General features: G+C 71.1%; 14 protein-coding genes. 11 read left to right on the top strand and 3 right to left on the bottom strand.

Going from position 1 to position 13,480, the window contains the following annotated elements; all coding sequences use genetic code 11:
* Positions 1-2 precede the first annotated feature (2 nt).
* From bchY to pufC, 8 genes are all read left to right on the top strand, one after another.
* Positions 3-1,586, top strand: a complete 1,584-nt coding sequence (gene bchY, locus MFF21_RS05055) for a chlorophyllide a reductase subunit Y (protein ID WP_238310103.1) — start codon at positions 3-5, stop codon at positions 1,584-1,586.
* The gene (bchZ, locus tag MFF21_RS05060) at positions 1,586-3,052 is read left to right on the top strand and encodes a chlorophyllide a reductase subunit Z (RefSeq protein ID WP_238310104.1); all 1,467 of its coding nucleotides are present in this window, start codon (positions 1,586-1,588) and stop codon (positions 3,050-3,052) included. The genes bchY and bchZ overlap by 1 nt, the downstream gene beginning before the upstream one ends.
* 83 nt (positions 3,053-3,135) lie before the next feature.
* Positions 3,136-3,339, top strand: coding sequence for a hypothetical protein (locus tag MFF21_RS05065; protein ID WP_238310200.1), 204 nt, complete (start codon positions 3,136-3,138; stop codon positions 3,337-3,339).
* Positions 3,340-3,510: 171 nt separating this feature from the next.
* The gene (pufB, locus tag MFF21_RS05070) at positions 3,511-3,744 is read left to right on the top strand and encodes a light-harvesting antenna LH1, beta subunit (protein WP_238310105.1); all 234 of its coding nucleotides are present in this window, start codon (positions 3,511-3,513) and stop codon (positions 3,742-3,744) included.
* A 13-nt stretch (positions 3,745-3,757) separates the two neighbouring features.
* Entirely contained in the window at positions 3,758-3,946 is a 189-nt protein-coding gene (pufA, locus tag MFF21_RS05075; RefSeq protein ID WP_238310106.1) for a light-harvesting antenna LH1, alpha subunit, read from the top strand.
* 110 nt (positions 3,947-4,056) lie between these two features.
* The gene (pufL, locus tag MFF21_RS05080) at positions 4,057-4,884 is read left to right on the top strand and encodes a photosynthetic reaction center subunit L (protein WP_238310107.1); all 828 of its coding nucleotides are present in this window, start codon (positions 4,057-4,059) and stop codon (positions 4,882-4,884) included.
* A 23-nt stretch (positions 4,885-4,907) separates the two neighbouring features.
* Positions 4,908-5,885 carry a photosynthetic reaction center subunit M gene (gene pufM, locus MFF21_RS05085; protein WP_238310108.1) on the top strand — a complete coding sequence of 326 codons (978 nt, stop codon included), beginning with the start codon at positions 4,908-4,910 and terminating at the stop codon, positions 5,883-5,885.
* Positions 5,882-6,979 carry a photosynthetic reaction center cytochrome PufC gene (gene pufC / locus MFF21_RS05090; protein WP_238310109.1) on the top strand — a complete coding sequence of 366 codons (1,098 nt, stop codon included), beginning with the start codon at positions 5,882-5,884 and terminating at the stop codon, positions 6,977-6,979. The genes pufM and pufC overlap by 4 nt, the downstream gene beginning before the upstream one ends.
* A 99-nt stretch (positions 6,980-7,078) precedes the next feature.
* On the opposite strand, the gene MFF21_RS05095 is transcribed toward pufC, so the two are convergent.
* From MFF21_RS05095 to MFF21_RS05105, 3 genes are read right to left on the bottom strand one after another with little or no spacing between them, the layout of a single operon-like run.
* On the bottom strand, positions 7,079-7,948 hold the full coding sequence (locus MFF21_RS05095; protein WP_238310201.1) for an SDR family oxidoreductase: 870 nt from the start codon (positions 7,946-7,948) through the stop codon (positions 7,079-7,081).
* Between the two features lie 51 nt (positions 7,949-7,999).
* Positions 8,000-9,136 carry a tRNA epoxyqueuosine(34) reductase QueG gene (queG, locus tag MFF21_RS05100; protein WP_308445650.1) on the bottom strand — a complete coding sequence of 379 codons (1,137 nt, stop codon included), beginning with the start codon at positions 9,134-9,136 and terminating at the stop codon, positions 8,000-8,002.
* 29 nt (positions 9,137-9,165) lie between these two features.
* Positions 9,166-9,858, bottom strand: a complete 693-nt coding sequence (locus MFF21_RS05105) for a glutathione S-transferase family protein (protein ID WP_238310111.1) — start codon at positions 9,856-9,858, stop codon at positions 9,166-9,168.
* Between the two features lie 262 nt (positions 9,859-10,120).
* On the opposite strand from MFF21_RS05105, the gene MFF21_RS05110 reads away from it, so the two are divergent.
* The 3 genes from MFF21_RS05110 (at position 10,121) to MFF21_RS05120 (ending at position 13,431) form a co-directional block, all read left to right on the top strand.
* A complete protein-coding gene (locus tag MFF21_RS05110) occupies positions 10,121-10,924 on the top strand; it encodes an undecaprenyl-diphosphate phosphatase (RefSeq protein WP_238310112.1) in 804 nt (267 codons plus the stop codon).
* A gap of 144 nt (positions 10,925-11,068) precedes the next feature.
* Positions 11,069-12,889 (top strand): methylmalonyl-CoA mutase subunit beta, encoded by a 1,821-nt coding sequence (locus MFF21_RS05115; protein WP_238310113.1) that lies wholly within the window; start codon positions 11,069-11,071, stop codon positions 12,887-12,889.
* 152 nt (positions 12,890-13,041) lie between these two features.
* Complete coding sequence (locus tag MFF21_RS05120) at positions 13,042-13,431, top strand: hypothetical protein (protein ID WP_238310114.1); 390 nt, start codon at positions 13,042-13,044, stop codon at positions 13,429-13,431.
* Positions 13,432-13,480: the final 49 nt, after the last annotated feature.

The following is a 13,480-nucleotide window of genomic DNA, read 5'->3' on the forward strand; positions in this document are numbered from 1 at the left end:
GCATGGCCGTCACCCTCGACATCGCCGATCTGCGCGCCCGCCGCGACAAGGCCCCCACGCCGCCCCGGCCGGAGGGCCAAGCGGGCACCGAAGCGGGCGCCGAGGTGATCAACCTCGACGCCACCCGCGGCGACGGCCTCGGCTGCCATGCCGGCAAGGACGCGATGCGCGCCGCGGCCGAATCCGCCGGGATGTCGGAGACGCTGGAGCGCTACGCCGCCGATTACCCGACCGGGCCGCACGACCAGCCCCAGAGCATGTGCCCGGCCTTCGGCTCCCTGCGGGTGGGCCTGCGCATGCGCCGCACCGCCACGATCCTGTCGGGCTCCGCCTGCTGCGTCTACGGCCTCACCTTCACCGCGCATTTCTACGGGGCGCGCCGCAGCGTCGGCTACGTGCCCTTCAATTCCGAGACCCTGGTCACGGGCAAGCTGTTCGAGGACATCCGCGAGGCGGTGTACGCCACCGCCAGGCCGGAGGCGTGCGACGCCGTCGTCGTCATCAATCTCTGCGTGCCGACCGCCTCCGGCGTGCCGCTCCGGCTCCTGCCCAAGGCCATCGACGGGGTGCGGGTGATCGGCATCGACGTGCCGGGCTTCGGCGTGCCGACCCATGCCGAGGCCAAGGACGTGCTGGCCGGCGCCATGCTCAAATTCGCCCGGACGGAGGCCGAGCAGGGTCCCGTCCCGGCGCCCCGGGGCGGGCGCGCCGACCGGCCCACGGTGACGCTGCTCGGCGAGATGTTCCCGGCCGATCCCGTGGTGATCGGCGGCCTGCTCGAACCCCTCGGCCTGGCGGCGGGGCCGGTGGTGCCGACGCGGGAATGGCGCGAGCTCTACGCCGCCCTCGACGGGGCGGCGGTGGCGGCGATCCACCCCTTCTACACGGCCTCGATCCGCGAATTCGCGGCGGCGGGCCGGCCCGTGATCGGCTCGGCCCCGGTCGGGCATGACGGCACCGCCGAATGGCTCGCGGCCATCGGCCGGGCCTGCGACGTGACGCCGGAGGTGATCGCCGCCGCCCAGAACCGGCTGCTGCCGGCGATCCGCGGGGCGCTCGCCGCCCGGCCGATCCGCGGCCGCATCACACTCTCGGGCTACGAGGGCTCGGAACTGCTGGTCGCCCGTCTGCTGGTCGAGAGCGGGGCCGAGGTGCCCTATGTCGGCACCGCCTGCCCGAAGACGCCCTGGTCCGAGCCCGACCGGGTCTGGCTCGAAGAGCGCGGCGTTTCGGTGCGCTACCGCGCCTCCTTGGAGGACGACCTCGCCGCCCTGACCACGTTCCGGCCCGATCTCGCCATCGGCACCACGCCGGTGGTGCAGAAGGCGAAGGAGCGGGCGATCCCCGCGCTTTACTTCACGAACCTGATCTCCGCCCGCCCGCTGATGGGGGCGGCCGGGGCCGGCTCGCTGGCCCAGGTCGTCAACGCGGCGCTGGCCAGCGGCCCGCGCTTCTCCGCCATGCGACAGTTCTTCGAGGGCGTCGGCACCGGCCACGCCGCCGGCATCTGGCAGGAGGTGCCCCGCGCCAAGGCAGCGCCCAAGGCGAAGACGGCCAGCACGGCGCCGATCGGGGAGATGGCCTGATGCTCGTCCTCGATCACGACCGGGCCGGGGGCTATTGGGGCGCCGTCTACGTCTTCACGGCGATCAAGGGCCTGCAGGTCGTCATCGACGGCCCCGTCGGCTGCGAGAACCTGCCCGTGACCTCGGTGCTGCACTACACCGACGCCCTGCCGCCCCACGAACTGCCCATCGTCGTCACCGGGCTCGCCGAGGAGGAGCTCGGCCGCCACGGCACGGAAGGGGCGATGAAGCGGGCGCACGCCACCCTCGACCCGGCCCAGCCGAGCGTGGTGGTGACGGGCTCCATCGCGGAGATGATCGGCGGCGGGGTGACGCCGGAGGGCACCAACCTCCAGCGCTTCCTGCCGCGCACCATCGACGAGGACCAGTGGCAGGCGGCCGACCGGGCCATCGCCTGGCTCTGGCAGGAATACGGCGCCAGGCGTTTCGCCAAGAAGGGTATCCCGGCCCGGCCCGAGCGCAAGCCCGGGGAGAAGCCGCGGGTCAACATCATCGGCCCGGCCTATGGCTGCTTCAACCTGGCGAGCGACCTCGCGGAGATCCGCCGGCTGGTGGAGGGCATCGGGGCGGAGGTGAACCTGACCTTCCCCCTGGGCAGCCACCTCGCCGACGTGCCGAAGCTGGTGAACGCGGACGCCAATGTCTGCCTCTACCGGGAATTCGGCCGGCTGCTCTGCGAGAGCCTGGAGCGGCCCTACCTGCAGGCGCCGATCGGGGTGCTCTCGACCACCAAGTTCCTGCGCGCGCTCGGCGCGCTCCTCGATCTCGATCCCGAGCCCTTCATCGAACGGGAGAAGCACACCACGATCAAGCCGGTCTGGGATCTCTGGCGCTCGGTGACGCAGGACTTCTTCGGCACCGCGAGCTTCGGCGTCGTCGCCACCGAGACCTATGCGAGAGGCCTGCGCCACTTCCTCGAGGAGGAGCTGGGCCTGCCCTGCCAGTTCAGCTTCGCCCGCAGCGCCGGCCAGAAGCCCGACAACGCGGCGGTGCGCGCGGCCATCGCCGAGACCCCGCCGCTGGTGCTGTTCGGCTCCTACAACGAGCGCATGTACCTCGCCGAGACCGGCGGCCGGGCGGCCTATGTCCCGGCCTCCTTCCCCGGCGCCCTGGTCCGGCGGCATACCGGCACGCCCTTCATGGGCTACGCAGGGGCGACCTACCTGGTCCAGGAGGTCTGCAACGCCCTGTTCGACATGCTCTTCCACATCCTGCCGCTCGCCCGCGACATGGATGCGGTCGAGGCCACGCCGGCGCGGATGCAGCGCCCGCTGCCCTGGGACGCGGCGGCCCGCGCCCGGCTCGACGCCCTGATCGAGACCCTCCCCGTGCTGGTGCGCATCTCCGCGACCAAGCGCCTGCGCGACGCGGCCGAGCGCCTGGCCCGCACCGAGGGCGCGGCGGAGATCGGCCTGCCCCATCTCGCCCGCGCCCGCGCCGAACTCGCCCCCGGAGCCGCCGCATGAGCGCCCCCCTCGCCCTGTCCCGCATCCATCGCCCGGCGCCCGCCGCCGCGCGCAACCCGGAGAGACCGGCCATGCAACGTTCGATGCCGTCGCCGTCGCGCCTGCACGCGGAGGCGTTCCAGTTCCGGCTCATCCTGGCCGCGACCTACCCGTTCTTCCTCGCCGCGGCCCTGTTGCAGCGCCTGCTGCCGCAGCGGGGCCCGCGCTACCCGGCGCCGCGCCGCTCCGTCTTCGCGGAGGCCCGCGCCATGGCCGTCTCCGCCATCCCCTTCGCCTTCATGGGCTGAGCCTGGGGTGATCTTCGGGCCGGTCCCCGGGCCGGCTCACGGGGTGAGTTCGACCCCGCGAAGCTTCCGTCCGCTCACACGGGAGGAAGATTGCCGCGGCGACCTCGGCGCCACGGCAGAACCCGCAGCGGTCCCTCGGGGCCGCAGCCAAGAGAAACGGAGGTTCCATCGATGGCAAGCGGAGTATCCACCGAGAGACCGAGCAGCCTGTCCGGGCTGACGGAAGCCGAAGCCAAGGAGTTCCACGCGATCTTCCTGACGAGCTTCATCATCTTCACGGCGATCGCCGTGGTCGCCCACATCCTGGTCTGGCTGTGGCGGCCCTGGCTCCCCGGCCCGCAGGGCTACGCCTCGCTCGACGGCGTGACCGATGCGGCCCGGGCGCTCGCGACGATGATCGGCTGAGGGAGGCCCGACCATGCACAAGATCTGGCTTCTCTTCGATCCGCGGCGGACCCTCGTCGCGCTGTTCACCTTCCTGTTCGTCCTGGCCCTGCTGATCCACTTCATCCTGCTCAGCACCGACCGGTTCAACTGGCTGGAAGGCCCCAAGGCCGCCAAGGCGGCGGCCGCGCACAGCCTCGTCCTCCCGACGATGCCCTCCTGACGGAGCGGCCGCGTCGCGCCTCGACGAGACGCGCCCGCGGACGGGCCGCCGGGTCTCCGGCCCCGCCCGCGGAAACCTGAACCCCCACCTCCAGCGCGAGGGCTGCCGCCATGGCGATGCTGAGCTTCGAGAGGAAATACCGCGTCCGCGGCGGCACCCTGATCGGCGGCGACCTGTTCGATTTCTGGCTGGGGCCGTTCTATGTCGGCTTCTTCGGGGTGACGACGATCTTCTTCTCCGTGCTCGGCACGGCGCTGATCGTCTACGGGGCCGCCCTCGGCCCGACCTGGAACATCTGGCAGATCAACATCGCGCCCCCCGACCTGAAATACGGGCTGGCCCTGGCACCGCTGAAGGAAGGCGGCCTCTGGCAGATCATCACCTTCTGCGCGGTCGGGGCCTTCGGCTCCTGGGCGCTGCGCGAGGTCGAGATCTGCCGCAAGCTGGGCATCGGCTACCACGTGCCCTTCGCCTTCTCGGTGGCGATCTTCGCCTACGTGACCCTGGTGGTGATCCGGCCGTTCCTGATGGGCGCCTGGGGCTACGGCTTCCCCTACGGCATCCTGAGCCACCTCGATTGGGTCTCGAACACCGGCTACCAGTATCTGCACTTCCACTACAATCCGGCGCACATGCTGGCGGTGTCGTTCTTCTTCACGACGACCTTCGCCCTGGCCCTGCACGGCTCGCTGATCCTGTCCTCGACCAACCCGCCGCGCGACAGCGACGTGGTGAAGACGCCCGAGCACGAGGACACCTATTTCCGCGACACGATCGGCTACTCGATCGGCACCCTCGGCATCCACCGCCTCGGCCTGTTCCTGGCCCTCTCGGCGGGCTTCTGGAGCGCGGTCTGCATCGTGATCAGCGGTCCGTTCTGGACGCGCGGCTGGCCCGAATGGTGGGGCTGGTGGCTCAATCTCCCGGTCTGGCGCTGACCGGCGGAAGGGAGGACGCGCCGATGACCTATTACCAGAACATCTTCACCCAGGTGCAGGTCCGGCCGGTGGAGCCGGAGCGCGGCATCCCCGTCGCCACGGACAACCGTGTCGGCAAGGCCTTCAACAGCTACCTGTTCGGTCTCTTCGGCAACAGCCAGGTCGGGCCGATCTACGGCGGCTATCTCGGCGCCCTGTCCCTGACCTGCGGCCTGATCGCCTTCGAGATCATCGGCCTCAACATGTGGGCGAGCGTGAATTGGGATCCGATCCAGTTCGTGCGGCAACTGCCCTGGCTCGCCCTGGAGCCGCCGCGCCCGCAATACGGCCTCAAGGTGCTGCCCCCCCTCGCCGAGGGCGGCTGGTGGCTGATCGCCGGCTTCTTCCTCACCACCTCGATCCTGCTCTGGTGGGTGCGGATGTACCGCCGGGCCCGGGCCCTGGGGCTCGGCACCCACGTGCCCTGGGCCTTCGCCTCCGCGATCTGGCTCTACCTCGTGCTCGGCTTCATCCGGCCGCTGCTGATGGGCTCGTGGTCGGAGGCGGTGCCCTTCGGCATCTTCCCCCATCTCGATTGGACCGCGGCCTTCTCGCTGCGCTACGGCAACCTGTTCTACAACCCGTTCCACATGCTCTCGATCGTCTTCCTCTACGGATCGACGCTGCTCTTCGCGATGCATGGCGGCACCATCCTGGCCTGCTCCCGCTACGGGGCGGAGCGGGAGATCGACCAGATCGTCAACCGCGGCACGGCCACGGAGCGGGCCGCCCTGTTCTGGCGCTGGACCATGGGCTTCAACGCCACCATGGAATCCATCCACCGCTGGGCCTGGTGGTTCGCGGTGCTCACCACGCTCACCGGCGGCATCGGCATCCTGCTCACCGGCACGGTCGTCGACAACTGGTACCTCTGGGCGGTCAAGCACGGCGTCGCCCCCGCCTATCCGCACGTCTTCGGGCCGGTGACCGACCCGCTCAACCCGGCCGGAGGCACGCCATGAGGACGCTGCTCGTTGTCGCCGCCGGCGTGGTCGCGCTGTTCCTGACCATCGCCCAGTTCGGCACCGCCGGCTGGACGAAGCCGCCCATCCTCGCCCAGCAGCACGGCTTCCGCGGCACCGGCATGGACCAGATCCAGACCCGCCGGGAGGCCGAAGAGATCAAGGCCGCCAACCTGCCGCCGACCCCGGCCGACCCGGTCGAGGCCGGCACCGACAAGGCCGGCGCCGTCTACCAGAACGTGAAGGTGCTCCAGGACGTCAGCGTGGAGGAGTTCAACCGGCTGATGACCTCGATGACGGAATGGGTCAGCCCCGAGCAGGGCTGCACCTATTGCCACAACACCGAGAACATGGCCGACGACAGCCTCTACCAGAAGAAGGTCGCCCGGCGGATGCTGCAGATGGTGCAGCACATCAACACCGCCTGGAAGGAGAAGCATGTCGGCGAGGCCGGCGTGACCTGCTACACCTGCCACCGCGGCCAGCCGGTGCCGCAGCATGTCTGGTTCGACAATCCGGGGCCGACCTACAAGACCGGCTTCAAGCCCCGCAACAACGGCCAGAACCTGGCCTCGCCCTCCGTCGGCCTGTCCTCGCTGCCCTACAACACCCTCGAGACCTTCCTGGCGAAGAAGGACACCGACCAGAACCTGATCCGCGTCAACGCCACCACGGCCCTGCCCGAGAGCAAGGGCAAGCCGATCCAGGACGCGGAGAAGACCTACGGCCTGATGATCCACATGTCGGAATCGCTGGGGGTGAACTGCACCTACTGCCACAACACCCGGGCGATCTCGAACTGGTCGCAATCGACCCCGCAGCGGACGCTGGCCTGGCACGGCATCCGGATGGTGCGGGACCTGAACGGCGACTACATCACGCCGCTGACCGCGACCTTCCCGGCCAACCGCCTCGGCCCGACCGGGGACGCCCCGAAGATCAACTGCGCCACCTGCCATAACGGCCAGAGCAAGCCGATGGCCGGGGCCCATGTGGTCGAGCCCTATCCGGAACTCGCCAAGGTGACGGAGACGGGCGAGGCACCGAAGGCGCCCGACACCCAACCGGCCGAACCGGCCCCCGCGCCGCAATAGCCGGCCCGGGGCGGATCGGTGAACCGACAGCGGCAAGCCGGGCGCGGGGAGGCGCGCTCGGCCGCAGCGATGATCCTGAAACGGTGTGAGGGCCTGCTCCTACCGCTTCGCGTCCCCGACCAGGGCGGCGATGCCCTCGCGATAGGTCGGGTAGGCCAGCTCGACCGCGAGCTCGGAGCGGATCAGGCGGTTCTCCACCCGCTTGTTCTCGCCGTAGAAGCTGCGCGCCATCGGGCTCAGCTCCGCGGTCTCGAAATCGACGGCCGGGGGCAACGGCAGGCCGGTCAGCGCGGCCGCGTAGGCGATCACGTCCTGCGGCGGGGCCGGCTCGTCGTCGGTGACGTTGTAGATCGCCCCGTTGCGGGGCCGCTCGATCGAGGCGGCCAGCGTACGGGCGATGTCCTCGACATGGATGCGGTTGAAGACCTGGCCCGGCTTGATGATGCGCTGGGTCTTGCCCTCGCGCAGCTTCACGATCGGGTTGCGGCCCGGCCCGTAGATGCCGGAGAGGCGGAAGATCTGCACCGCCTGGCCGGTCTCCTTGCCGAGCGCCTGCCAAGCCTTCTCCACCGCCAGGCGCTCCCGGGAGCGATCGCTGGTCGGTACCGCCGGGACGCGCTCGTCGATCCAGGCGCCGCCCTGGTCGCCATAGACGCCGATGGTCGAGAGATAGCCGATCCAGCGGATGCGGCTCTGCGCGATCGCCCGGCGGTAGCGCCGCAGCACGCTGTCCCCGTCCCGGGTCGGCGGGGCCGAGACGAGCAGGATGTCGGTGTCGGCGAGGGCCTCGGCGATGCGGGGATCGTCCGCCTCCGGCCCGAAGGTGTAGACCGGGAAGCCCGCCTCCGCCGCGAGCTGCCCGGCCCGCCCGGCCTCGGTGACGGTGGCGCGGACCGCGCCGAACCGGGCGCGGTCGCGCTCGACGAAATGGCGCGCGGAGAAGCCGAGCCCGAAGACGAAGAGGTTCATGCCGTTCCAGTCCGATGCGCTGTCCATCACCGGCCGCTGCGGACGATGTCCTCAGGCGGCATCCGGGTTCCCTATAGCAGGGCCGCGCCCGGGCGGCAGAAGCGCGCGCCATTCCGCCCGCACGCTCGCCTCGGCCTCGTCCCTGCCGTGCCGCGCATAGGCCGCCTCCAGGCTCTCCGCGTCGAGCAGGCGCCCGCAGGCCCAGACGGCGGCGCCGCGCACCAGGGCCGAGGGATCGGACAGGCCGCGCAGGGCCTCCTCCGCCAGGGCCGGCGCGCCGGAATTGCCGATGGCGATCAGCACGTTGCGCAGGAAGCGGTCCCGGCCGGTCCGCTTCACCGGCGTGTTGGCGAAGCGGGCGCGGAAGGCGGCGTCGTCGAGCCGGGCGAGTTCGGCGAGCGGCGGGGCGAGGAGGTCGTCGCGGGCCGCCATCCGTGCCTCCTGCGCCGCGCCGGCGAACTTGTTCCAGGGGCAGACGGCCAGGCAATCGTCGCAGCCGAAGACGCGGTTGCCCATCGCCTCCCGGAATTCGACCGGGATCGGGCCGGCATGCTCGATGGTGAGGTAGGACAGGCAGCGCCGCGCATCGAGCCGGAAGGGCGCCGGGAAGGCGTCGGTCGGGCAGATGTCGAGGCAGCGCCGGCAGGAGCCGCAGCGCTCCTGGGCCGGGGCGTCGTGGGGCAGCGCCACGCTCGTGTAGATCGCCCCGAGCAGCAGCCAGTTGCCGTGCTCCCGGGAGATCAGCACGGTGTGCTTGCCCTGCCAGCCGAGGCCGGCGGCCTCCGCCAGGGGCTTTTCCATCACCGGGGCGGTGTCGACGAAGACCTTCACCGGGCCGCCGCTCCGGGCGGAGATGAAACCGCCGAGCTCCTTCAGCTTGCCCTTGACCACCTCGTGGTAGTCCCGCCGCTGCGCGTAGGTGGCGATGGCGGCGTGCTCCCGCCGGGCGAGGAGCGCGAGCGGGTCGGCCTCCGGCCCGGCATTCATGCCGAGCATGATCACGCTACGGACCTCGCTCCAGAGCGCCTTCGGGTCGCTGCGCTGCGCGGCCCGCTCCGCCATCCAGTCCATGGAGCCGTGATGCTGCGCGGCGAGCCATTGCGGCAGGCGTTCGCGCAGGGCCGGCACCGCCTCGGGGGTCGTGACGGCGAAGGCGTCGAAGCCGAGCCTGCGCGCCCGCTCCTCGATGATTCGGCGCAGGGGCGCCCCGGTGGCCTTCAGAAATCCAGATCCGGATAATGCGCCGCCGGCGCCATGCCCGGCACCCGGTCGGCCAGCACCCCGCGGAAGGACGGGCGCGACTTGATCCGCGCGTACCAGTCCCTCGCCATCTCGTCCTCGTCCCATGGCACGTCGCCGAGATAATCCACGCAGGACAGATGGGCCGCGGCCGCGAGATCGGCGTAGGTCAGATGGTCGCCGGCGATCCAGCGGCGCCGCCCGATCAGATAGCCGAGATATTTCAGATGGTAGCGCACATTGGTGCGCGCCGCGCGGATGGCGCCCATGTCCGGCGGGCCGCCCCCCTCGGCGCTGGTCATGAAGCGCTTATGGATCTTCTCGGTGACGAGATACTCCGTGACCTCGGCGTGGAACTTCACCAGGAACCAGTCGAGCAGCCGGCGCACCTCGACCCGCGCCGCGGTCGTGTCCGGCAGGAGGCGGCGGTCGGCGAGGCCGAGGCCCCGCGTCTCGTCGAGATATTCGGCGATCACCCCCGCCCCGGGGATGGCGAGCCCGGTCTGCTCCACCAGCACCGGCGTGGTGCCGGCGGGGTTCAGCATCAGGAAGTCCTCCCGGCGCTCCCAGGGCCGCTCTTCGACCAGCGCCGGCTCCATGCCCATCTCGGCCAGGGCGAGCCGTATGAAGCGCGAGTTGGGGCAGAAGGGAGAGTGGTGGAGCGTCGCCATCGAGGCCGTGCTGGGCGGTGGGGGTCGGCGCGATGGCACCGGAGGGGCGGACCCGCAAGAGGCGGGCGCATCGCCCCAGCGTTATGACCCGTTCCTTGCCGCCTCCTTAACACGCTCGCAGGCAATCGGTAACTGCCCGTCAACCGCCGCGACTCAAAGCTTGGCAAATCCGGGACGGCACGGCATGGGAAGACGTGCGGCCGGGCCTCCCCGGCACGATCCCGTTCCGATCAACGGATCTCTGCTAGACACGGGCGGCCCCATGGACTTCGTGAACATCGTGAAGGCCCTCGTGCTGGCCCTGGTGGAGGGCGCGACCGAGTTCATTCCGGTCTCGTCCACGGGGCACCAGCTCCTCATCGGCCATTTCATCGGCTTCCACTCGCCCAACAACACCTTCGAGGTGCTGATCCAGCTCGGCGCGATCCTGGCGATCCTGTTCGCCTATTTCGGCCGGCTCCTCGGCATCGCCAAGGCGGTCCCGAACGATCCGCGGGCGCGCCGCTTCGTGCTCGCGATCCTGGTCGCCTTCCTGCCCGCCGCCATCATCGGCGGCATCTTCTCGAAGGCGATCAAGGCCTACCTGTTCAATCCCTGGATCGTCTGCGCCACGCTGGTGGCGGGCGGCCTGGTGCTGCTCGTGGTCGACGAGACCGACCTCGACCAGCGCAAGGACGACGTCTTCGACTTCAGCCTGCCGATGGCGCTCAAGATCGGCATCTTCCAGTGCTTCGCCATGATCCCCGGCGTGTCCCGCTCGGGGGCGACCATCGTCGGGGCGATGCTGATGGGCGCCAACAAGCGCGCGGCCACGGAGTTCTCGTTCTACCTCGCCATGCCGACCATGGCCGGCGCCTTCGCCAAGGACCTGCTCGACAACTACAAGAACCTGTCGAGCAACGACGCGCTGCTGATCGTGATCGGCTTCGTCGCGGCCTTCGTCTCGGCCCTGATCGTCGTGCGCACGGTGCTCGATTACGTCTCCCGCCACGGCTTCCAGCTGTTTGCCTGGTGGCGCATCATCGTCGGCTCGCTCGGCTTCGCCGGACTGATTCTTTTTGGTTGAGCCTTCAGGTTTTTTCGTCGGTTCGAGAGGGGTGTACTGGACTAAAGTCGGTTGCGGCCGGTGCGATGGCCGTGCGAGGGCTTGCGGCAAAGCACGAGGCCTCGCATGAGGCCGGGAAACGACCACCGACAAGGTTCCGACGCCATGGAAGACCGCCCCCTCGCCGAGCTGTTCGCGCCCGCGACCGAAGCGCGCTGGCGCAGCGCCGTCGAGGCGGCTCTCAAGGGTGGCGATTTCGAGAAGCGCCTCGTCACCAGGACGGTGGACGGCCTGCGGATCGAGCCGCTCTACCCGGCCGCGGATCCGGTGGTGCAGCCGGTCCGCGCCCCCGGCCCCTGGCGCCTGGCGCAGCGGGTGGACCACCCCGACTCCGACAAGGCCGCCGCCCAGGCCCTGACCGACCTGGAGGGCGGCGCCGACGCCCTGGTGCTCGTGGGCGAGGGAGCGCCCGCCGCCCGGGGCTTCGGCCTCGCCCTCGATTCGGCGCAGGCCCTCGACGCGGCGCTCAAGGGCACGATGCTGCCGCTGATCGCCCTGCGCCTCGATGCCGGGCCGCAGGGCTTCGCCGCCGCGGCCGCCCTGAAGGACCTCGTCGGCCGCCGCGGCGACGACCCGGCCGCCCTCGACCTCGATCTCGGCCTCGACCCGATCGGCAGCTTCGCCGCGACCGGTGCGCTCGAGGCGGATTGGGAGGCCCGGCTCTCCGCCACGCTCGCCGCCTTCGCCGGCCATCGCGGCCGCGTCGCCCTGGCCGATGGCCGGCCCTATCACGAGGCCGGTTGCAGCGAGGTCCAGGAGCTCGCCGCGGTGCTCGCCGCCGCGGTCGCCTATCTCCGGGCCTTCGAGGCGGGCGGCCATTCTCTGGAGGCGGCCCGCGACGCCCTCGCCGTCCTGCTCGTGGCGGATGCGGGCGAGTTCCTGACCATCGCCAAGTTCCGCGCGATCCGCCGCCTCTGGGCGCGGGTCGAGGAGGCCTGCGGCCTGGAGCCGAAGCCCCTGCGGGTCCATGCCGAGACCGCCTGGCGGATGATGACCCGCCGCGATCCCTTCGTGAACATCCTGCGCACGACCATGGCCTCGGCCTCGGCGGGCCTCGGCGGGGCGGATTCCGTGACCGCGCTGCCCTACACCCTGGCCCTTGGCCTGCCGGACGCCTTCGCCCGCCGGGTGGTGCGCAACAGCCAGATCATCCTGCTCGAGGAATCGAACCTCGCCCGCGTCTCCGATCCCGCGGCCGGCGCCGGCGGCTTCGAGGCGCTGACCCAGCAGCTGACCGAGCAGGCCTGGGCCGCCTTCCAGGAGATCGAAAAGGAGGGCGGCCTGCTCGCCAGCCTGAAGGCCGGCGCGCTGCCCGGCCGCATCGCCCAGCTCCGCGAGACCCGTGCCCGGCGCATCGCCACCCGGCAGGAGCCGCTGACCGGATCGAGCGAGTTCCCCTTCCTCGCCGAGAAGCCGGTGACGGTGCTCGATATCGCGCCCCGCCCGGCGGCGGCCGGGGGCGTGCTGCCGTCCCTGCGCCTCGCCGAACCCTTCGAGGCCCTGCGCGACGCCTCCGACGCGGCCCTGGCCGCGAACGGGCGCCGGCCCTCGGTGTTCCTGGCCAATCTCGGCCCGGTGGCAGTTCACAACGCCCGCTCCACCTTCGCCGCCAACGCCTTCGCGGCGGGCGGCATCGAGGCGCAGACCAACGACGGCTTCGAAGCCTCCGCGGAGCTCGCGGAAGCCTTCAAAGCTTCCGACACCCCCATCGCCTGCCTCTGCTCCTCCGACGCGCTCTACGCCACCGAGGCCGTCCCCGCGGCCGAGGCCCTGAAGGCGGCGGGTGCCCGCTTCGTCTACCTCGCCGGCCGTCCGGCGGAGGCGGAGGCGCTGAAGGCGGCGGGCGTCGATGCCTTCCTCTATGCCGGCTGCGACCTGCTGGCCCTGCTCGCCGAGGCGCAGCGGCAGAGCCGGGCCTCCGCCTGAGGCGCGATGTGCGGGGGCGCTCTCCGCGGCCCGGCAGGCCGCCCCCGAGCAAGCTTGGCGCGGAAACCGACCGGCCTCTCGGGCGTTCCCCGCTGCGGCCGAGGTGGCCGCGCCGGACTCCGAAGCCAGTGTCCGAAGCGTCGGGAAGAGACATGAGACTTGCGATCCTCGCTGCCGCCCTCGCCGTCACGGCCACCGGGATCGGCGATGCCTACGCCGCCAAGCGCAAGGTGGCGGTGCCGCATCGGTTCGACGGGCGCTGGAGCATCGAGGTTCTGACCCAGGACGGCCCCTGCGACCGCGCCTATCGCTACGGCGTGCAGATCGACCGGGGCGAGGCGAGCTATGCCGGCGGCGAGTTCGCCATCAACGGCCGCGTCTCGTCGTCGGGGGCGGTGCGGGCGGTCATCTCCCGGGGCCAGGACGCGGCCCAGGTCTCCGGCCAGCTCCGCAAGAACGGCGTCGGCGACGGCATCTGGCAGACCGCGGGCAACGGCCCGTTCAGCTGCAGCGGCACCTGGAGCGCCGTGAAGCGGGGCTGAGCCCGCCGCGTCGCGGCCCTGTGCCCGGGCGGTGACAGGCGCCGGCCGA

This window comes from Methylobacterium organophilum, assembly GCF_022179465.1.
GTDB classification, from domain to species: Bacteria; Pseudomonadota; Alphaproteobacteria; order Rhizobiales; family Beijerinckiaceae; genus Methylobacterium; species Methylobacterium organophilum.